Annotated in this window: 22 protein-coding genes and 1 pseudogene; 9 read left to right on the top strand and 14 right to left on the bottom strand. The window is 70.5% G+C overall.

Annotated features, from left to right (window positions below):
- Positions 1-46 precede the first annotated feature (46 nt).
- A complete protein-coding gene (locus tag ACFYWX_RS05430; protein WP_389422618.1) occupies positions 47-1711 on the top strand; it encodes a threonine/serine exporter ThrE family protein in 1665 nt (554 codons plus the stop codon).
- 37 nt (positions 1712-1748) lie between these two features.
- Here the strand turns inward: ACFYWX_RS05430 and ACFYWX_RS05425 are convergent, their stop codons facing one another.
- On the bottom strand, positions 1749-2669 hold the full coding sequence (locus tag ACFYWX_RS05425; protein ID WP_389422617.1) for a DedA family protein: 921 nt from the start codon (positions 2667-2669) through the stop codon (positions 1749-1751).
- Between the two features lie 133 nt (positions 2670-2802).
- Between ACFYWX_RS05425 and ACFYWX_RS05420 the strand changes: the two genes are divergently transcribed.
- Positions 2803-3168 carry a YbjQ family protein gene (locus ACFYWX_RS05420; RefSeq protein ID WP_389422616.1) on the top strand — a complete coding sequence of 122 codons (366 nt, stop codon included), beginning with the start codon at positions 2803-2805 and terminating at the stop codon, positions 3166-3168.
- Positions 3169-3189: 21 nt separating this feature from the next.
- On the opposite strand, the gene ACFYWX_RS05415 is transcribed toward ACFYWX_RS05420, so the two are convergent.
- On the bottom strand, positions 3190-3951 hold the full coding sequence (locus tag ACFYWX_RS05415) for a MerR family transcriptional regulator (RefSeq protein ID WP_389422615.1): 762 nt from the start codon (positions 3949-3951) through the stop codon (positions 3190-3192).
- 131 nt (positions 3952-4082) lie between these two features.
- On the opposite strand from ACFYWX_RS05415, the gene ACFYWX_RS05410 reads away from it, so the two are divergent.
- Positions 4083-5366, top strand: coding sequence for an ion channel protein (locus ACFYWX_RS05410; protein WP_389422614.1), 1284 nt, complete (start codon positions 4083-4085; stop codon positions 5364-5366).
- Positions 5367-5443: 77 nt separating this feature from the next.
- Positions 5444-6912: pseudogene (locus ACFYWX_RS05405) on the top strand (glutamate decarboxylase).
- A gap of 6 nt (positions 6913-6918) precedes the next feature.
- On the opposite strand, the gene ACFYWX_RS05400 reads toward ACFYWX_RS05405, so the two are convergent.
- The 6 genes from ACFYWX_RS05400 to ACFYWX_RS05375 all read right to left on the bottom strand — a co-directional run bounded on the left by ACFYWX_RS05400 (position 6919) and on the right by ACFYWX_RS05375 (position 12519).
- The gene (locus ACFYWX_RS05400; protein ID WP_389422613.1) at positions 6919-7680 is read right to left on the bottom strand and encodes an ABC transporter permease; all 762 of its coding nucleotides are present in this window, start codon (positions 7678-7680) and stop codon (positions 6919-6921) included.
- Positions 7677-8633, bottom strand: a complete 957-nt coding sequence (locus ACFYWX_RS05395; RefSeq protein WP_389422612.1) for an ATP-binding cassette domain-containing protein — start codon at positions 8631-8633, stop codon at positions 7677-7679. The genes ACFYWX_RS05400 and ACFYWX_RS05395 overlap by 4 nt, the downstream gene beginning before the upstream one ends.
- A gap of 87 nt (positions 8634-8720) precedes the next feature.
- The gene (locus tag ACFYWX_RS05390; protein WP_389422611.1) at positions 8721-9362 is read right to left on the bottom strand and encodes a PadR family transcriptional regulator; all 642 of its coding nucleotides are present in this window, start codon (positions 9360-9362) and stop codon (positions 8721-8723) included.
- A 38-nt stretch (positions 9363-9400) separates the two neighbouring features.
- Positions 9401-9946, bottom strand: coding sequence for a DinB family protein (locus ACFYWX_RS05385; protein ID WP_389422610.1), 546 nt, complete (start codon positions 9944-9946; stop codon positions 9401-9403).
- Between the two features lie 113 nt (positions 9947-10059).
- Positions 10060-11520: an aldehyde dehydrogenase family protein gene (locus ACFYWX_RS05380; RefSeq protein ID WP_389422609.1), complete on the bottom strand. Its 1461-nt coding sequence runs from the start codon at positions 11518-11520 to the stop codon at positions 10060-10062.
- A gap of 174 nt (positions 11521-11694) precedes the next feature.
- Positions 11695-12519 carry a helix-turn-helix domain-containing protein gene (locus ACFYWX_RS05375; protein WP_389422654.1) on the bottom strand — a complete coding sequence of 275 codons (825 nt, stop codon included), beginning with the start codon at positions 12517-12519 and terminating at the stop codon, positions 11695-11697.
- Between the two features lie 409 nt (positions 12520-12928).
- Here ACFYWX_RS05375 and ACFYWX_RS05370 point away from each other — a divergent pair, with 409 nt between their 5' ends.
- Complete coding sequence (locus ACFYWX_RS05370) at positions 12929-13429, top strand: ATP-binding protein (protein WP_389422608.1); 501 nt, start codon at positions 12929-12931, stop codon at positions 13427-13429.
- A gap of 90 nt (positions 13430-13519) precedes the next feature.
- Here ACFYWX_RS05370 and ACFYWX_RS05365 read toward each other — a convergent pair whose 3' ends face one another.
- From ACFYWX_RS05365 to rpmG, 5 genes are all read right to left on the bottom strand, one after another.
- Positions 13520-13738 carry a DUF397 domain-containing protein gene (locus ACFYWX_RS05365; RefSeq protein WP_051866585.1) on the bottom strand — a complete coding sequence of 73 codons (219 nt, stop codon included), beginning with the start codon at positions 13736-13738 and terminating at the stop codon, positions 13520-13522.
- A gap of 350 nt (positions 13739-14088) precedes the next feature.
- Complete coding sequence (rpsR, locus tag ACFYWX_RS05360; RefSeq protein ID WP_389422607.1) at positions 14089-14322, bottom strand: 30S ribosomal protein S18; 234 nt, start codon at positions 14320-14322, stop codon at positions 14089-14091.
- Positions 14323-14329: 7 nt separating this feature from the next.
- Positions 14330-15511 (bottom strand): CobW family GTP-binding protein, encoded by a 1182-nt coding sequence (locus ACFYWX_RS05355; RefSeq protein WP_389422606.1) that lies wholly within the window; start codon positions 15509-15511, stop codon positions 14330-14332.
- A gap of 4 nt (positions 15512-15515) precedes the next feature.
- Positions 15516-15764 (bottom strand): type B 50S ribosomal protein L31, encoded by a 249-nt coding sequence (locus ACFYWX_RS05350; RefSeq protein ID WP_389422605.1) that lies wholly within the window; start codon positions 15762-15764, stop codon positions 15516-15518.
- An 8-nt stretch (positions 15765-15772) separates the two neighbouring features.
- Complete coding sequence (gene rpmG / locus ACFYWX_RS05345; RefSeq protein WP_053669727.1) at positions 15773-15937, bottom strand: 50S ribosomal protein L33; 165 nt, start codon at positions 15935-15937, stop codon at positions 15773-15775.
- Positions 15938-15999: 62 nt separating this feature from the next.
- Between rpmG and rpmB the strand changes: the two genes are divergently transcribed.
- The 4 genes from rpmB to ACFYWX_RS05325 all read left to right on the top strand — a co-directional run bounded on the left by rpmB (position 16000) and on the right by ACFYWX_RS05325 (position 17971).
- Positions 16000-16236 (top strand): 50S ribosomal protein L28, encoded by a 237-nt coding sequence (gene rpmB / locus ACFYWX_RS05340; RefSeq protein WP_389422604.1) that lies wholly within the window; start codon positions 16000-16002, stop codon positions 16234-16236.
- Positions 16236-16541, top strand: coding sequence for a 30S ribosomal protein S14 (gene rpsN / locus ACFYWX_RS05335; protein ID WP_389422603.1), 306 nt, complete (start codon positions 16236-16238; stop codon positions 16539-16541). The genes rpmB and rpsN overlap by 1 nt, the downstream gene beginning before the upstream one ends.
- 55 nt (positions 16542-16596) lie before the next feature.
- Positions 16597-17118, top strand: coding sequence for a hypothetical protein (locus ACFYWX_RS05330; RefSeq protein ID WP_389422602.1), 522 nt, complete (start codon positions 16597-16599; stop codon positions 17116-17118).
- 304 nt (positions 17119-17422) lie between these two features.
- A complete protein-coding gene (locus ACFYWX_RS05325; RefSeq protein WP_389422601.1) occupies positions 17423-17971 on the top strand; it encodes a DUF4232 domain-containing protein in 549 nt (182 codons plus the stop codon).
- 7 nt (positions 17972-17978) lie between these two features.
- Here ACFYWX_RS05325 and ACFYWX_RS05320 read toward each other — a convergent pair whose 3' ends face one another.
- A complete protein-coding gene (locus ACFYWX_RS05320) occupies positions 17979-19094 on the bottom strand; it encodes a DUF2786 domain-containing protein (RefSeq protein ID WP_389422600.1) in 1116 nt (371 codons plus the stop codon).
- Positions 19095-19161: the final 67 nt, after the last annotated feature.

Genomic DNA, 19161 nt, shown 5'->3' with positions numbered 1-19161 from the left:
CGCATACTGAGGGCTGCTGAAGGTGTCTCACAGGGAGCGTTGCGGAGTGACGGAGGCGGAGTACCGCAAGCCGCAGTCGGACGAGGCGAGGAGCTCGTTCGACGCCGAGATCACATCGGAGTTCGCCATCCCCGACGGCCTCGCCGTCCCCAGAACCGGGGGCGAGTCCGAGACCACGTCCGAGTTCGCCCTGCCGAACGGGCTCGACGCCCCGCAGGCACCCGTGGTGGAGCCGGAGGGGTCGGCGTTCAGTCCGCCGCGGACCTACAACGCCCGGCACGCCCCGCCCGCGTTCACGCCGCCCACCGGCATTCCGGTGGTCAGCCTGACCAAGGACCTCCCCTGGCAGGACCGGATGCGCACGATGCTGCGCATGCCCGTGGCCGAGCGGCCCGCGCTCGAGCTGGTGCAGAAGCCGGAGGAGGAGGGCGGTCCCGCCGTCCCGCGCGTGCTCGACCTGACCCTGCGTATCGGCGAGCTGCTGCTGGCGGGCGGGGAGAACGCGGAGGACGTGGAGGCGGCGATGTTCGCCGTCTGCCGGTCGTACGGTCTGGACCGCTGCGAGCCGAACGTCACCTTCACGCTGCTGTCGATCTCGTACCAGCCGTCCCTGGTGGAGGACCCGGTGACGGCGTCGCGGACCGTGCGTCGGCGCGGGACCGACTACACGCGCCTCGCGGCCGTCTACCAGCTCGTCGACGACCTGAGCGACACGGAGACCCACATCTCCCTGGAGGATGCCTACCGGCGGCTCGCGGAGATCCGCCGCAACCGGCACCCCTATCCCGGCTGGGCGTTGACCACGGCGAGCGGGCTGCTCGCGGGTTCGGCCTCCGTGCTCGTCGGCGGTGACCTGATCGTGTTCGTGGCGGCCGCGCTGGGCGCGATGCTCGGCGACCGGCTGGCGTGGCTGTGCGCGGGGCGCGGGCTGCCGGAGTTCTACCAGTTCACGGTGGCCGCGATGCCGCCGGCCGCGATCGGGGTCGCGCTGACCGTGGCGCACGTCGACGTGAAGGCGTCCGCGGTGATCACCGGTGGGCTGTTCGCGCTGCTGCCGGGGCGGGCTCTGGTCGCGGGCGTGCAGGACGGTCTGACCGGCTTCTACATCACCGCGTCCGCGCGCCTGCTCGAGGTCCTGTACTTCTTCGTCGGCATCGTCGTCGGGGTGCTCGTGGTGCTGTACTTCGGCGTGCAGCTGGGCGCGAAGCTCAACCCGGACGCGGCGCTGCACATCCCCGAGGAACCGTACTGGCAGCTCAGTGCGTCGATGCTGCTGTCGCTGACCTTCGCGGTGCTGTTGCAGCAGGAACGATCCACCGTGCTGGCCGTGACCCTCAACGGGGGTGTCGCGTGGGCGGTTTACGGTGCGATGTACTACGCCGGCGATCTCTCGCCGGTCGCCTCCACGGCCGTGGCGGCGGGCCTGGTGGGACTGTTCGGGCAGCTGCTGGCCCGGTACCGGTTCGCGTCCGCACTGCCGTACACGACGGCTGCGATCGGGCCGCTGCTGCCCGGTTCCGCGACGTACTTCGGGTTGCTGTCGATCGCTCAGAACCAGGTCGACGAGGGGCTGGTGTCGCTGTCGAAGGCGGCGGCACTGGCGATGGCGATCGCCATCGGGGTGAACCTGGGGTCGGAGATCTCGCGGTTGTTCCTGCGGATCGGGTCGACGGAGAAGCGCAGGGCCGCGAAGCGGACGCGAGGGTTTTAGCGCCGGACGCGCCCCTTTCGGGGCGCGCGGTGCTGCCTCAGTAGCCCTGGTTGTCGTACGGGTACTGCTGCTGGCCCTGCTGGCCGCCGTAGGGCTGTTGGGGGTAGTTCTGCGGGTACTGCTGGGCGTACGGCTGCTGGTGCTGCTGCTGTTGCTGTTGTTGCTGCTGCTGCTGGCCGTAGTAGTCGTCGTACTGGCCGTACTGGGCGTTGCCCTGCTGGTCGCCGTTCTGCGGCTGGTCCTCGTGGGCCGACGGGATGCGGCGGAGTTGGGTCGTGGCGTCGTCCATGGCCGGGGGCTGGGCCTGGGTGCGGGTGGCGGGTGCCTCGGCGGCGGCCTTCTTCTTCCTGGAGCGCTCGCGCAGGTACTCGATGATGATCGGCACCAGGGAGATCACCACGATCAGGACGAGGATCGCCTCGACGTTCGTCCGGATGGCTTCGATCTGGCCGAGCCAGTAACCCGCAAGGGTGACGCCGGTGCCCCAGGCCACGCCACCGATGACGTTGTAGACGAGGAACGTGCGGTACTTCATGCGGCCGGCGCCCGCCACGATGGGGGCGAAGGTGCGCACGATGGGGACGAAGCGGGCGAGGACGATGGCCTTGGGGCCGAACCTCTCCATGAACTCGTGGGCCTTCTCCAGGTTCTCCTGTTTGAAGAGCTTGGAGTTGGGACGGTTGAAGAGCTTGGGGCCGAAGAACTTGCCGATCATGTAGCCCACTTGGTCGCCGATGACGGCGGCCAGCACGATGAGCGCGCACACCAGCCACAGCGGCTGGCTGATGTACTGCCCCTGGGCCACGAAGAGACCCGCCGTGAACAGCAGGGAGTCGCCGGGCAGGAACGCGAAGAGCCCGGACTCGGCGAACACGATCAGCAGGATGCCGGGCAGGCTGAAGGTCGAGATCAGATAGTCCGGGCTGATCCACTCGGGGCCGAGCGCAAGCGTGGTCACGGGAGTGTGGCTCCTGCTGTGGGGGTAGGGCTGGGGGCTGGCTGCCCAAACGTATCAACGCAGCCGTCGGGGCCCAGGTTCCAAGGGGCTCCCCAGGATGCACTGTGCGGTCCCTGGGGCAAAGCTGTGAACCATGGGCATCGAAGAATACGGCGGCGGCCAGGGCCCCCAGCCCGACGTGCTCGTCGTCACCACCAACGACGTACCCGGCCACCGCGTCCAGGAGGTCCTCGGCGAGGTCTTCGGACTGACCGTGCGCTCCCGGCACCTGGGGAGCCAGATCGGCGCCGGTCTGAAGTCGATGATCGGCGGTGAGCTCAAGGGGCTCACCAAGACGCTCGTGGAGACCCGCAACCAGGCCATGGCCCGGCTCATCGAGCAGGCACGCGCGCGTGGGGCCAACGCCGTGCTGGCGTTCCGCTTCGACGTGACGGAGGCGGCGGACGTCGGCACGGAGGTGTGCGCGTACGGGACGGCGGTGGTCCTGGCCCGGGAGTGATCCGCGTCCCGGGCCAGGGTCCTAGGAGGTGTGGCGGGCGGCGTTGGCGAGGATCGCCTCCTTGAGGTGCTCGGCGAGGCCTTGCCGCATGGAGTCGTAGTACGCCTTGAAACGCTCGTCGGCGACGTACATCTCCGCGAAGCACCGGTGCATCTCGTAGGGGCACTCGAGGTACCACGCGCCGATGTGCCGGCGGTGTTCCTCGGCCAGGTCCATGGCGTGCTCGCCCGTCGCCGGTTCCCCGGCGGTCATCAGGGCGACGTAGCGCTGCTCCCAGGCCTCGACCTCGGCCTTGATACGCGTCCAGTCCTCCTTGGTGTAGGTGGCGGCCCGGCGCTGCGACTCGGCGTACGCCTCGGTGCCGCCCCAGCGCGCTTCCGCCTCCTCGGCGTACTGCTCGGGGTCCTTGTCCCCGAAGACCTCGAACCGCTCCTCCGGCGTCAGGTTGATGCCCATCTTGCGTGCCTCCATGGCGTTCTCCACGGCCGCCGCCATCTTCCGCAGCTTCTCGATCCGGGCGGTCAGCAGTTCGTGCTGCCGGCGCAGGTGCTGCTGCGGGTCCGTGTCCGGATCGTCGAGCAGGGCGGCGACCTCGTCGAGGGGGAAGCCGAGCTCCCGGTAGAACAGGATCTGCTGCAGCCGGTCGAGGTCGGCGTCGCTGTAGCGCCGGTGGCCCGCGTGGCTGCGCTCGCTCGGCGCGAGCAGGCCGATGTCGTCGTAGTGGTGCAGGGTGCGCACCGTGACCCCGGCGAAACCGGCGACCTGTCCCACGGAGTAGCTCACTTCCGCTCCTTTCTCTGTACGCACTCCACGGTGGGCCCTCACGTGACGTGAGGTGCAAGCCCGTTTCCCTCCGGCATTCCCTCCGGATGTTGTGCCCAACTTTGACCACTTTGTCCGCTTATCGTGAGCGCGTGGCTCAGGACACCGCGCAGCAGGCACCCACCGCCCCGTCGACCCCGGCGCGCACCCTGCTGCCGTTGATCCTCCCCGCTCTCGTGGTGGGCGTGGTGGCGAGCCTGATCCTCGTCGGGGTGAGCGCGGGTGCCGAGGAACTGAAGGACGTGCTCTGGGGGGACCTGCCGGACGCGCTGGGCGTGGGCCGGTACTCCGTGCTGTGGATGCTCGTCGTGCTCACCTCGACCGGTGTCCTGGTGGGCCTGGTGGTGTGGAAGGTCCCGGGACACGCCGGTCCGGACCCGGCCACCACCGGTCTGAGCGCTCCCGTGCTCCCGCCCGCCGTGCTGCCGGGACTGCTGCTCGCGACCGCGCTGATGCTGGCGGGCGGGCCGAGCCTCGGCCCGGAGAACCCGATCATCGCCGTGAACGTCGGGCTCGCGTTCTGGCTGGGCCGCAGGTTCCTGCCGCGGGCGCCCGGGGAGCTGTGGGTGGCGCTGGCGGAGGCGGCGACGATCGGCGCGCTGTTCGGCACGCCGGTGGCGGCGGCGCTGGTCATCTCCGAGGCGCTGGTCGGGCGGCCGGTGAGAGGGGCGCTGTGGGACAACGTCTTCGCGCCGCTCGCCGCCGGGGCCGCGGGCGCCGTCACGACCGACCTGGTCGCGCATCCCTCCTTCGACCTGCATCTGCCCACGCTCGGACGGCCGGGCTGGGGCGACCTGCTGGCGGCCCTCGTGGTGTCCTCCGCGGCCGCGCTGCTCACCCTGTGCGCGGTCCGCGCCTTCCCGTACGTCCACGGCGCCTTCGCCCGGCTGCGTCACCCGATGCTGGCGCTTCCGGCCGGTGGGCTCGTGCTGGGGCTGCTGGCGGCCGTGGGCGGCCATCTGACGCTCTTCAAGGGGCTGGACGAGATCGCGGAGCTGGCGCGCGATCCCGAGGGCTGGTCGGCGGGGCAGTTCGCGACGATGGCGGTGGTGAAGCTGGCGGCGCTGCTCGTCGCCGCGTCCTGCGGCTTCCGGGGCGGGCGCATCTTCCCGGCCGTCTTCGTCGGCACCGCCCTCGGCCTGTTCGCGCACGCCCTCGTGCCCGACGTGCAGCCCGCGCTGGGCGTGTCCTGCGGGGTGCTCGGCGTGCTCCTCGCGATCACCCGGCAGGGCTGGGTGAGCCTGTTCACGGCCGCCGTACTGACCGCCTCACCCGCGATCGTCGCCCTGCTCTGCGTCGCCTCGCTGCCGGCGTGGCTGCTGGTGACGGGGCGGCCGCAGATGCAGCTGCACGACGACGGAACACCAGTCACCTGAACTCCGAACTCCGAACTCCGCGAACTCCGAACTCCGAACTCCGAACTCCGAACTCCGAACTCCCAGGAGAGAAACTCATGGCCCTGCACGAAGGCGTCCAGAAGCCCGACGAGCGCCCCCTGTCCGTCAACCCCTTCCACTGGGAGGCGAACCCGGTCGGCGGCATGGCCGAGGCGCCGCCCAAACACCGCCTGCCCGACACCCCGCTCCCGCCCTCGACGGCGTACCAGGTCGTGCATGACGAGCTGATGCTGGACGGCAACGCCCGGCTGAACCTCGCCACGTTCGTCACCACCTGGATGGAGCCCCAGGCCGGGGTGCTCATGGCCGAGTGCCGTGACAAGAACATGATCGACAAGGACGAGTACCCGCGCACCGCCGAACTGGAGCGGCGCTGTGTGGCGATGCTCGCCGACCTCTGGCACGCGCCCGACCCCTCGGCCGCCGTGGGCTGTTCGACGACCGGGTCGAGCGAGGCGTGCATGCTCGCCGGGATGGCGCTGAAACGGCGCTGGGCGGGGCGCAACGCCGACCGGTACCCGGGGGCGCGCCCGAACCTCGTCATGGGCGTCAACGTCCAGGTCTGCTGGGAGAAGTTCTGCACCTTCTGGGAGGTGGAGGCCCGCCTGGTGCCCATGGAGGGCGACCGGTTCCACCTCGATCCGCAGGCCGCCGCCGAGATGTGCGACGAGAACACCATCGGGGTCGTCGGCATCCTCGGCTCCACCTTCGACGGGTCGTACGAGCCGATCGCGGACCTCTGTGCGGCCCTCGACGCCCTCCAGGAGCGCACCGGGCTCGACATCCCGGTACACGTCGACGGCGCGTCCGGCGCCATGGTCGCGCCCTTCCTGGACGAGGACCTGGTGTGGGACTTCCGTCTCCCGCGCGTGGCCTCCATCAACACCTCGGGGCACAAGTACGGGCTCGTCTACCCAGGGGTCGGCTGGGCGCTGTGGCGCGACCGGGAGGCCCTGCCCGAGGAACTCGTCTTCCGCGTCAACTACCTGGGCGGTGACATGCCGACCTTCGCGCTCAACTTCTCCCGGCCGGGCGCCCAGGTCGTCGCGCAGTACTACACGTTCCTGCGGCTGGGCCGGGAGGGCTACCGGGCCGTGCAGCAGTCCACGCGGGACGTGGCCCGGAGTGTCGGGGGGGGGGGGGGGGGGGGGGGGGGGGGCGGGCGCGGGGGGGGGGGGGGGGGGGGGGGCGCGGCGGGCGGGGCCCCCCCCCCCCCCACTTCCGGCTGATCACCCGGGGCGACCAACTGCCCGTCTTCGCCTTCACGACCGCGGACGACGTGACGGCGTACGACGTCTTCGACGTCTCCCGGCGGCTGCGCGAGAACGGCTGGCTGGTGCCCGCGTACACCTTCCCGCCGAACCGCGAGGACCTGTCCGTCCTGCGGGTGGTGTGCCGCAACGGCTTCTCGGCCGACCTCGCCGACCTGTTCCTGGACGACCTGACCCGCCTGCTGCCGGAGCTGCGCCGGCAGCCGCATCCGCTGACCCGGGACAAGGGGGCGGCGACGGGCTTCCACCACTAGGGAGACCTAACGGCCCAGGTGCGCGAACCTCCGTACCGCCAGCGGGAAGAACACTGCGAGCAGGGCCAACGGCCATACGACCGCCGCCCACACGTGCCCCGGCTCTCCCCCGGGGCTGCCCAGGAGGTCGCGTACGGCTGTCGCAGTCTGGGACATCGGGTTCCACTCGACGACCGTGGCCAGCCAGGCGGGCATGGACTCGGGGGTGGCGAGGGCGTTGGAGAGGAAGCCGACCGGCCAGACGAGGATCTGGACGGCCTGCACCAGCTCCGGCTTCCCCGCCACCAGGCCCAGGTGGATGCCGATCCACAGCATCGCGAAGCGGAAGAGCAGCAGGAGGCCGACGGCTCCGAGGAAGCCGCCGAGGCCGTCGTGGGCGCGCCAGCCGAGCACGTACCCGACGCCGATCAGCAGGGTCAGCCCCACCGCCGACTGGAGCATGTCCGCGGCCGCGCGACCCACCAGGACCGCCCCGTCGGCCATGGGCATCGAGCGGAAGCGGTCGATGACGCCCTTGTTGAGGTCCTGGGTGATGGCGAGCATCGTGCTCTCCAGGCCGAAGGCCATGGTGAGCGCGAGCATGCCGGGCAGGAGGTAGTCGAGGTAGTCGCCGGTGACACCACGGCCGCCGCCGATCAGGTAGGCGAACATCAGCAGCAGCATCACGGAGAAGACCAGGCCGACGACCACCCGGACGGGTTGGCGTGCCCAGTGGGCGAGTTCGCGGCGGGTCATCGTCCAGGAGTCGGTCAGGACGTACATGCTCATGCGTCCTCCTTGACGTGCTGGTCTCCTCCGGTGAGGTGCAGGAACACCTCGTCCAGCGTCGGGCGGCGCAGCGCGATGTCCTCCGCCTCTATGCCGGCCTCCTCCAGGGCCCGTACGACGCCGAAGAGCGCGGCCATGCGGTCGGTGACGCGGGCGCTGAGCAGCCGGCGGTCGGCGTCCACCGACACGCCCGACGCCGGTACGGGCAGCAGGGCGACCGCCGCTCCCAGTTGGCCCGGGTCGCGCAGGACGACGTCGATGCGGTCCCCGCCGGTCAGCGCCTTGAGCTCGTCCGCCGTGCCGTCGGCGACGACCCGGCCGTGGTCGACGACCGAGATGCGGTCGGCGAGCTGGTCGGCCTCCTCCAGGTACTGCGTGGTGAGCAGGACCGTGGTGCCGCCGCCGACCAGGGAGCGGACCGACTCCCACACCTCGGCGCGGCCGCGCGGGTCGAGGCCGGTCGTCGGCTCGTCCAGGAAGAGCACCTCCGGTTCGGTGATCAGGGACGCGGCGAGGTCGAGGCGGCGGCGCATGCCTCCGCTGTAGGAGCGCGCCGGCTTGCGGCCGGTGTCGGTCAGGCCGAAGCGCTCCAGGAGTTCGTCGGCCCGCACGCGCGCGTGGCGGGCGCCCAGGTGATGGAGGCGGCCGAAGAGCTCCAGGTTCTGGCGGCCGCCGAGTTCCTCGTCGAGAGCCGCGTGCTGGCCGAGGAGGCCGATGCGGAAACGGACCTCGCGGGCCCTGTTCACGACGTCGTGCCCGGCCACCTCGATCCGGCCGGCGTCGGGCCGCAGCAGGGTCGACAGGATGCGGACCAGGGTGGTCTTGCCGGCCCCGTTGGGGCCGAGCACTCCGTGCACCGTGCCACGCGTGACCGCGAGGTCCAGCCCGTCCAGTGCGTGTGTGGTGCCGTACGTCTTGCGTGCGCCTTCGACGGTGATCGCCGTGTCGGCCACGTGCCCCACTCTCCTCCCGATCGAAGCTAGTCAAAGTTGACTACTCGCCTCAACGTAATCCTCGTCGCCTGCGATAGTCAAACTTGCTTAGTGGGCGTCCTCGGGATGCGCCTCACCCGTCGCGTACGGGTTCTCCTGACTGTCCGGGAGCACGCCGACGAACGGATCGCCCTCCCCGGCGAAGGTGTAGGCCCCGCGCTCGATCCGGTCGATCAGCCCCTGGGTCCACTCGGACTCGGCGTCGGCCGAGTGGACCCAGAGGTTCATGATCTCCCCGATGTGGCCGAGTTGTTCGGGCCCCTCCTCGGGCACGTAGTTCTCGGTGACGGCCGAGCGCCACTCGCCGATCCGCCGGGTCCGCTCCTTCAGGAGCGCGACCGCCTCGCCGCGGGGCAGGTCGACGATGAAGCCGATGGCCGCCGACTTGACGTCCATCTTCTGGTCGTACGAGGTCAGCGCCTCGCGCAGCAGCGCGAAGTACTCCTCGGCGCCCTTGTCGGTCATCTCGTACTCCGTGCGCGGCGGGCCGCCGGCCGTGGAGGGGGCGATCTCGTGGGCGTGCAGCAGGCCCTGTTTCGCCATCTGCTTCAGGGCGTGGTAGATCGAGCCGGGCTTGGCGTTGGACCACTCGTGCGCGCCCCAGTACTCCAGGTCGTTGCGCACCTGGTAGCCGTGGGCCCGCCCGTGCTGGCGCACCGCGCCCAGCACGAGGAGACGGATCGCTGACATGCGGTCCAGATTAGGCCCGCACCTCCCTGCGGCCGGGGTCAGCCCCAGGAGGCGCCCTCTTCCTTGGCCACCAGGTCCCAGGCGCTCGCGCCGTCCAGGGACTCACGGATGATGTCGGCGTGGCCGGCGTGCCGGGCCGTCTCACGGATCAGGTGCAGGACCACCCAGCGCACGGAGACGGACTCCTCCGGGAACCAGGGAGCCTTCGGGAGCGGCAAGCTGTCGTCGAGGCTGGGCGCGGAGCGCACGAACGCCTCCGTCTCGGCGGCGACCTTCTCCCAGTACTCCAGCTGCGACGTGACCGTCTCGCCGTCGACCAGCGCGAAGCACTCGTGCCAGTTCGACTCCTCCCGGTGCACGGCCGGCTCCTCGCCCTTGGCGCGGGCCACCCAGCTCTGCTCGACCTCGGCGACGTGCTTGATCAGCCCGGCCAGGGAGAGCTCGCTGGCGCTGGGGCGCTGGGAGGCCTGCTCGTCCGTGAGGCCGAGCACCGACCGCCGGATGCCGCCGCGCTGCTCGGCGAGGAAGGAGAGCAGCGCTCCGCGCTCATCGCCCTGGGCCTCTGCTCGCACGTGAGTGACCATGAACGGTCGCCTTTCATCGGGGCGTTACGGCTGCTGCCGCCTGACACCGATGACGTTACCGACCCTTTAGGTCAGCTGCTGTCCTCAATCATCTGTCCTCAGCATCTGAGGACTCAGAAAGGAAACGCGCTCCGCCCGTGCTGCACCGAGATCCACCGCAGCGTGGTGAACGCGTCCAGCGTGGTCTCGCCGTTCAGCCGGCCGATCCCGGAGTTCTTCTCGCCGCCGAAGGGGACCAGCGGCTCGTCGTGGATGGTGCCGTCGTTCACGTGGAACATGCCGGTGTCGACCTGCTTGGCGAAGGCGACACCCCGCTCGACGTCGGCCGTGTGGACGGCTCCACTGAGGCCGTAGGGGGTGTCGTTGACGATGCGGATCGCCTCCTCCTCGCCGTCGAAGGGGACGAGGAGGGCGACGGGGCCGAAGATCTCCTTGTGCAGGAGGGAGGAGTCGGACGGCACGTCCGTGAGGACGGACGGCTCCACCAGGTTGTCGGTCGTCGTGCCGCGCACCAGGACCGTGGCGCCCTCGGCGACCGCCTGGTCGACGGCGGCTGAGATGGCGTTGGCCTGGAGGGAGTTGATGACCGGGCCGATCACGGTCTGCGGGTCGCGCGGATCGCCGGTCTTGAGGGTTCTGACCTTCGCGACGAACTTCTCCGTGAACTCGGCCGCCACGGAGCGGTCCACCAGGACACGGTTCGCGGCCATGCAGACCTGGCCCTGGTCGACGTACCGGCTGAAGACGGCCGCGTCGACCGCGTAGTCGATGTCGGCGTCGTCCAGGACCACCAGCGCGCTGTTGCCGCCCAGTTCGAGGACCGTGCGCTTGAGCTGCGCGGCGCAGACGGTGGCGATGTGCCGGCCGACCTTGTCGGAGCCGGTGAAGGTGATGACCTTGGGGATCGGGTGCTCGATGAACGCGTCGCCGATCTCGGCGATGTCGGTGACGACGACGTTGAGCAGGCCGGCCTGCAGGCCCGCGTCCTGGAAGAGCTTCGCGATCAGGGTGCCGCCGACGATCGGGCTGTCCTCGTGCGGCTTGAGGACGACGGCGTTGCCGAGGGCCAGAGCCGCGGCGACGGGCTTGATCGACAGCAGGAACGGCGAGTTGAAGGGGCTGATGACACCGACGACACCGACCGGCACGCGGTAGAGGCGGTTCTCCTTGCCCTCGACCGGGGAGGGCAGGATCCGGCCCTCGGACCGCAGCGTCAGATGGGCCGCCTCGCGCAGGAACTCCTTGGCGAGGTTGATCTCGAAGCGGGCCTTCACATACGTACCGCCGAGCTCGGCGATGACCGCGTCGAGAATCTCCTGCTCGCGCTCCTCCAGCAGCCGCAGGGCGTTGTCGAAGACGTCACGGCGGGCGTAGGGATTGATCGTGGCCCACTGCTTCTGGGCACGAGCGGCGCTCTTGTACGCCTCGTCGACCTCGTCGATGGTGGCTATGGTGATCGACGCGAGCTTCTCGCCGTCGTACGGATTGAAGTCGATGATGTCCCAGGAGCCGGTTCCCGGGCGCCATTCACCGTCGATGAACTGCTGAGCCAGGTCGGTGAAGCAGGACGACATGTGATCCCTCAATCCCTTCTGCCGAAGCAGTCGAGGCAGACACCGGATCGGCCTCCGATCAGCCCCGAGATACTGATCACACGTCATCGTACTTACGTTTCACGTGAGTTGGAGGCGTCACCTCGGGAAACGCAAGAAGCACACAGGAAAACCGAGGGTTATCCCTAACGGCACCTACGACAGCTGCAAAAGCCCCCGCAGCAGGTCCCGGCTCTCGGCCGGCTCGGGGCTGTCCTGCTGGAGCTCCTTGAGTGCCTGCTCGTACTGGCCGACGTCCTCGCGCTTGTCGAGATAGAGCGCGCTGGTGAGCTGCTCCAGGTAGACGACGTCCGACAGGTCGGACTCCGGGAAGCTCAGGATGGTGAAGGCGCCGCTCTCCCCGGAGTGCCCGCCGAAGCTGAACGGCATGATCTGCAGCCGTACGTTGGGACGCTCGGAGAACTCGATCAGGTGCTGGAGCTGGCCGCGCATCACCTCGCGGTCGCCGTACGGCCGGCGCAGCGCGGCCTCGTCCAGGACGATGTGGACCTCGGGGGCGTTCTCGGAGACGAGGTACTTCTGCCGCTCCAGGCGCAGCGCGACCCGCCGGTCGATGTCGGCGGCGCTCGCGCCCTTCATGCCGCGCTCGACGACCGCGTGGGCGTACGCCTCGGTCTGGAGCAGCCCGTGCACGAACTGCACCTCGTAGGCGCGGATCAGCGAGGCAGCACCCTCCAGGCCGACATAGGTGGGGAACCAGTTCGGCAGGACGTCCGAGTAACTGTGCCACCAGCCCGCCACGTTGGCTTCGCGGGCGAGACCGACGAGCGCCGCACGCTCCGCCTCGTCCGTGATGCCGTACAGCGTCAGCAGATCTTCGACATCCCTCGTCTTGAAGCTCACCCGGCCCAACTCCATCCGGCTGATCTTCGACTCCGAGGCACGGATCGAGTACCCCGCGGCCTCACGCGTGACGCCCCGTGCCTCACGCAGTCGCCTGAGTTGCGAGCCGAGCAGCATGCGCCGCACCACCGATCCGGGCTCTCCCGCGCTCACGTTCGCCAGCCTCCCCAACCGTCTTAGGGGCCGCAGTCTGCCACTAAAACACTCCGAGCAGTACTCGTCCGATTACAGAGACGGGAAGAAATCAATGGTGCGGGGCGGAAGAGAGCGACGGGAGGGAGAGGAGAGGGAGCGAAGTGGGAGCCGAGTGGGAGCGGAGGAGGAGCGAAGAGGGAGCGAAGAGGGAAGGGAAAGACCAGGCAAGAGGCGTGAAGATGGCGGAAAAAATGGCCAACAAGCGGTACGGGAAGGTCCATTTCGGTCACGTGCACGTGCATCTGCCCTTGCATCTGCTGTGCGCATCCGAAACCATGGTCCCGCGCCACCGCTGCATCGCAACGACCGCGAATTCCCGGGAGTGCCTCGCATGGGGACGAATGGATCGACCATGCTCGAGCCGTTACGGCAGGGCCTTCCGCCGCTGGACCCCGCGGCCGTGTGCAGCGCCGCCTCGTGCGCCCTGCCCGCCCGCTACGAAGCGGTGCGCGACGCACGGCAGTTCACGCGCGGAACCCTCGACCAGTGGGACCTCGGCGATCGCTTCGACGACGTCTGTCTCGTCGTCTCCGAACTCGTCACCAACGCGCTGCGGCACGCGCTGCCGGCGCACGCCCCGCTGCCCCCCGAGCAGAGCCCGGCCGTGCGGCTGCATCTGATGCGCTGGACCGAGCGGCTGGTGTGCGCGGTGCGCGACCCCAGTCACGACAGCCCCGTGGCACGGACCACGGACGACTTCTCGGCGGAGTCGGGCCGCGGCCTGTTCCTGGTCGACTCCTTCAGCGACGGCTGGGGCTGGCACCCGCTGACCGGCACGCTCAGCGGCAAGGTCGTGTGGGCACTCTTCCAGCTGCGCTCCTCCGCCGAATGAGGAACCGCGGCGCACACTGGCGCCGCGGTTCTACGCGCGTTGCGGCACCTGACACCGTTGTCCTGAGGCGGGCGTGGGGCAAGCCTTCGGTCAGCCCGCTATCAGGTGGTCGAACTCGCCGTCCTTGATGCCGAGCAGCATGGCCTCGATCTCGGCCCGCGTGTAGACGAGCGCAGGCCCGTCGGGGAAACGCGAGTTGCGCACGGCCACGTCTCCGCCGGGCAGCCTCGCGAACTCCACGCAGGAACCCTGCGAGTTGCTGTGCCGGCTCTTCTGCCAGGCCACCCCGTGCAGCTGTGTCGCCGTCATGCCGTTGTACACGTCGTACCCCCCGTCAACGTCCTGGTCCACAGGTAGCTCCCCGGTGGTGCACTGGCTCGAGTGGCCATTGGTGCCATGGTCAACAGACCCGGATCATAACCCCGTTCATATGCAGATGCAGACGCAGATGCACGTGCACACGGGGTGTTCCTGCGGTTACAGCTTTGACGCATGCCGTGCACGATCGGTTCGATCGGTAAATGCTTCGCATTGTTTCGTCCTGTACTAGAAACAGACGCGTAAGGGGCCTCTTGTGTTCCATCGCCGGGTAGGGCAAAAAACGACTCGCTCCGCCCGGTAGGTGCGTCCGGACGGAGCGGGGGCCGAGGGCGTGACTGTCAGCGGCTGGAGTACGGCAGCAGCGCCATCTCCCGTGCGTTCTTGATCGCGCGCGCCAGTTGCCGCTGCTGCTGGGCCGAGACGCGGGTGACACGGCGGCCACGAATCTTGCCGCGGTCGGAGATGAACTTCCGCAGCAGGTCGGTGTCCTTGTAGTCGACGTACGTGATCCCGGCCTGGTCCAGCGGGTTGGGACGGTTCTTGGCGGGCTTGCGGTCGGTCGTGCGGGGCATGGCGGGGTCAGACCTCCAGAAGGGTGTCGAAGGAGGGGGGCAGCCGCTTCCAGGCGTCCCTCCCGGCGGCGTACTCGGCGTCGGTCAGCAGGCAGGACTCCAGCAGCCGCCCGAGTCCCTCGCGGTCGAGGCCGGGGGACGTGAAGACCAGGTGCTGGCAGCGGTCGCCGTGCTCGGGGTGCCAGTCCAGCGCGGCGGCGGCGCGACGCACCGGCGGGACCATCTCCCAGGCGGCATCCGGCAGGGAGGCGAGCCACGGGCCCACGCTCTCCACACACAGCGCCCCGCCGGCCGCGTCCCAGTGGAGCAGCGTGTCGGGCCGGTCCGCGAGCCAGAACCGGCCCCTGCTGCGGGCAGCGGCGCAGGTCAGGTCCTCCAGAGCCGCGTACAGCCGCTCCGGGTGGAAGGGCCTGCACTGGTGCCAGACGAAGGTGGCGACCCCGCACGCGTCGGCCTCCGCCGGGAGCAGCGCGCAGGCGGGGTGCTGCGCGGCTGCCGCCGCTTCGACGTCGAAGCCGGCGAGGGCGGCTTGGGCGAGGGGTGAGTGCCCGAGGGGTGGCCGCTCGGGAAGTGACGGTGTCGCTGGGTGGTCGTCGGCGGCGATCAGGATCCGGCGGGCCGTCGGGTGTAGTTGGGCGAGGAGTTCGCGGTCCTCGTCGTCGGCCTCGTCGGAGTCGGCGACGGCCAGGACGGGGGCGTACTCCAGCTGGCGGGCGAAGGTGTCGGCGACCGTGCGCTGGTCGGTGGCGGCCGCGGCGAGGCCGCGTTCGGCGAGGTCGTCGCCGTTGCCGAGGTACGGCAGGAGCAGCGCCGGGTCGACGGCGGTGATCACGCCGGTGACGGTGAGCCCGCCGGCCGTGACCACCTCGGCCATGGCCCTGGGCTCGACGGAGTCCCACAGCTCGACGATGGCGAGCCGGGCCTCCCCGGCCTCGGCGAGCCGCTCCAGCTCGGGCACCAGGTCATCGCGCAGCGCACAGCACGCACAGTCGTTGACCAGGGGCGCCTCGCCGGCGGACAGGATCCCGCCGGCGTCGCGGACCGTCCGTACGACCGTGCCGGCGGCGGCCGTCGCCAGGTCGTGGTGGAGGACGACACTGCCGGGCACGTCGGCGAGCAGGCGCGCGACCGCCGCCCGGCGCGCGTCGGCGTGCAGCCCGCCGACGATGACGACGGAGAGTTCGGACACCGGACTAGCCCTGCTTCCCGTACCGGCGCTCGAAGCGCTCCACGCGTCCGGCCGTGTCCAGGACGCGGGCGGTACCGGTGTAGAAGGGGTGACTGACGTCGGAGATCTCGACGTCCACGACCGGGTAGGTGTTGCCGTCCTCCCACTCGATCGTCTTCTCGCTCGTCATCGTCGAGCGGGTGAGGAAGGCGTGGTGCGCGGCACGGTCACGGAAGACGACGGGCCCGTAGGACGGGTGGATTCCCTTGCGCATGGCGGTGGTCAGCGCTCCTCTCGGAAGTCGACGTGACGCCCGACGACCGGGTCGAACTTGCGCAGCGTCATGCGGTCCGGGTCGTTGCGGCGGTTCTTGCGGGTGACGTACGTGAAGCCGGTTCCGGCCGTGGACCGGAGTTTGATGACCGGGCGGAGTTCGTTGCGTGCCATGCTGCTATGTTACTGAAAATGAATTCCATTAGCATCATGGTTCGACGAGAGGTACGTCACCCGTGTCCGCGCACTGCATGCTGACCGGCGCCCAGCCCGGCTTCGGCAACCGCATCTCCCACTCCCACCGGCGCACCTCACGCCGCTTCGACCCGAACATCCAGACCAAGCGGTACTGGCTGCCCAGCGAGGGCCGGTACGTCCGGCTGCGGCTGAGCGCCAGGGGGATCAAGACGGTCGACACCATCGGCGTCGAGGCGGCCGTGGCCCGGATCCGCGCCCGGGGAGTGAAGGTCTGATGGCGAAGAAGAGCAAGATCGCGAAGAACGACAGGCGGAAGGAGGTCGTCGCGCGGTACGCCGCACGCCGCGCCGAGCTGAAGGAGATCATCCGACGGCCGTCGTCGACGGAGGCGGAACGGGCGACCGCTCAGCGGGAGTTGCGCGGGCAGCCGCGCGACGCCTGCGCCACTCGTGTCCGCAACCGCGACCAGGTGGACGGGCGGCCGCGCGGCTACTTCCGGGCGTTCGGGCTGTCCCGGGTGAGTCTGCGGGAGCAGGCGCACGCGGGGTATCTGCCGGGGGTTCGGAAGTCGTCCTGGTAGCTTGCTGCGGACCTTCCGGCCCGTGGGCCGACCGGCTACAGCTTGGGAGTTTGCAGTGACTTCGGCTACCTCCTCGCGCCCCTCGCTCGGCGCGTCGCGTCGGCGGGCGCGGGTCGCGGCGGCGGCCCTGGGGCTGGCGGGCGCGCTCGCGCTCACCGCGTGCAGCGACGGCGGCGACTCGGCGGACGATTCCCCGTCCAGCTCGGCCCCGAGCGCGACCGCCGACACCGGTGGCGGCTCCGGCGCTACCGCGTCCCCGTCGGGCGGCCTCCAGGGCAGCTGGCTGACCACCAACGACGGTCACGCCGTGGCACTGGTGATCAACGGCAAGGAGGCCGCGCTCTTCGAGACGGGCGGGTCCGTGTGCACCGGGACCGCCGGCGAGGAGGCGGGCATGCAGATGATCCACCTCAAGTGCACGGACGGCAGCAAGGACCGGGCGACGGGCATGGTCGACTCCGTGAGCAAGGCCGGCTTGAAGGTCACCTGGGAGGGTGCCGTCGGCGCGGAGACGTACACCAGGTCCGAGGGCGGGAAGCTGCCCACCGGATTGCCGACGGCGAGCCTCGGGTCGTAGCGGGGCCGCACGCGTCGGCATCGCCTCGATCGGCCTGATCGGCTGGCTTGCTCGGCTGGCTCGGCTGGCTCGGCCGGCCCGGCTGGCTCGGCCGGCCCGGCTCATTCAGTACATCTCGCACTTTCCGTACATTCGGAAGCGATCAGCTGTGACCTGCGGCTCTCGCAGTTCAGGGGCTCGGGTGGGGCGTGCGGTGGGGGCGCATGGTGGTGCGGTGTGGTCGTGAGCGCGGGGGCGCGCGGCGGGGCGGTGGGCTTGTGCGTGATGATCGGTGGGCACTGTCACGATCTCAGGGGACCCAATCATGCGCGCCGTTCCGCTCACCGTCACCGTCCTAGCCGCCGCCCTCCTGCTCACCGCCTGCGACAGCGGCGGTGACGGGTCCGGCGGCGGATCCGACAGCGGCTCCAGCGCCGACGGGAAGAGCCCCGGCGGCGTCTGCGCCCTCGGCCAGTTGGGCGCGGAGGTCGGCCCGGTCAACGCCGCTCCGGCCGCCGGGGACACCGGCAACGTCACCGTCACCCTCACCAACCAGGGCGCGGAGTGCACCCTGGAGGGCTTCCCCGCGGTCGGCCTCGACGCCGGCAGCGTCTCCAGCAGCGTCCCCCAGGACGAGGCCGCGCAGCCGCAGAAGCTGACGCTCACCGAAAAGGGCACCGCGGCCTTCACCATCACCTACGCACGGGGCGAGGGCGGAGACGCGAAGAGCCTCTCCGTGCGGACCGTCAAGTACGGCCTGCCTGGCGCCAAGGCCACCAAGAGCTTCCCGTGGTCGTACGGCGACATCGCGCTCAAGGACGACACCGGCGACCCGGACGCCTCGGTGAGCGCGTTCCAGCAGGCGGGCGACTGACCGCGGATCAGGGGAGCCGGGGCCGGGTCTCCACGCGGGCCCGGTCCGCGGCATCCGCGCCCTCGGTCCAGCCGGCCGTGTCGCTGACCCCGCGCAGGCGGGTCGTGACCGTCTGCGGGAACAGCCGGTCCGTCGCCGAGGTGACCGCGACCTCGCGGGAGGCGAGGACGGGGAGCAGGTCGTCGCTGACCTCGACCTCGGCGGCGGCCGCGAGGCGGGTGCCGATGCGGTGGGCGTAAGCGGCGAGGAAGGACTGCCGGAAGGTCTTCGTGCGTTTGCGGCCCCCCGCTCGCTGGGCGGCCTCCGCCTTCGTCATCGCCGTCGTGGCCTGGACGAGGAGCGAGGTGTAGAGGAGTTCCACCGCCTCCAGGTCGGCCTCGAAGCCGACGACGGTGGAGAAGCCGAGGGGTTCGTTCCACACGGCTCGGCAGTGGTTCGCGTCGGCGACCGCGTCGAGCAGCACCGCCTTGGCCTGCTCGTACGGCGGCTCGACGCCGATGCGGCAGGCGCCGGGCGCGTCCGGGGCCGGCGCCCGGGCGGCGAGCAGCGCCTCGTCGACGCTGTGCCGGGCCATCAGCTCCTGCGCCTTGGCCGTGAGCGCCTCCGCCTCCTCCGGGAACCCGGTCGCCTCCGCCTTGGCGAGCAGCGCGCGGATGCGGGTGAGCATGCGGGAGTCGGATCCGGGCCGGCCGGCCGGCTCTTCGAGGGGTTCGAGGGCGGGCAGGCGCAGCAGCAGGCGGTACAGCTCCAGGACCGCGGTGGCGTAGGAGAAGCGGTCGGCGCGGGGCGGCGCCTCAAGGGCCCCGGCGGCCAGCTCCTGAAGTTGTGCCGCCCAGCGGCGACCGCGCGGGCGGTCGTCCCGTGCCTGCGCGCGGATCAACGCCGACACCAGGCGTACGTGTACGTCGTCCAGCTCCCGGCGCACGATCCGTACGACGTCCGCGGGCTGCCAGCCACGACGCCAGGCCGTCGCCACGAACTCCTCCCCGCGCCGCTCGAGCTCGGCGTCCGCCGCGGGGGCTGCGGCGAGGAGCGACGCGCCGGTGTCGAGGGCGGTGTCGGTGGTGTCGTAGAGGGCGGCCTGGAAGGCGCGGTCGACGGCGCTGGGCGTACTGCTGCTCACCCGTCGATCGTGCCACGGACGGGAGGGCGGCCAGTCATCGCGTACGGAGCCCCCCTGAGCCTCCGCG

This window comes from Streptomyces sp. NPDC002888, from assembly GCF_042888465.1.
GTDB lineage: Bacteria > Actinomycetota > Actinomycetes > Streptomycetales > Streptomycetaceae > Streptomyces.
Note: the sequence above shows the minus strand (reverse complement) of the source record. Positions and strands in the feature narration are given on the sequence as shown.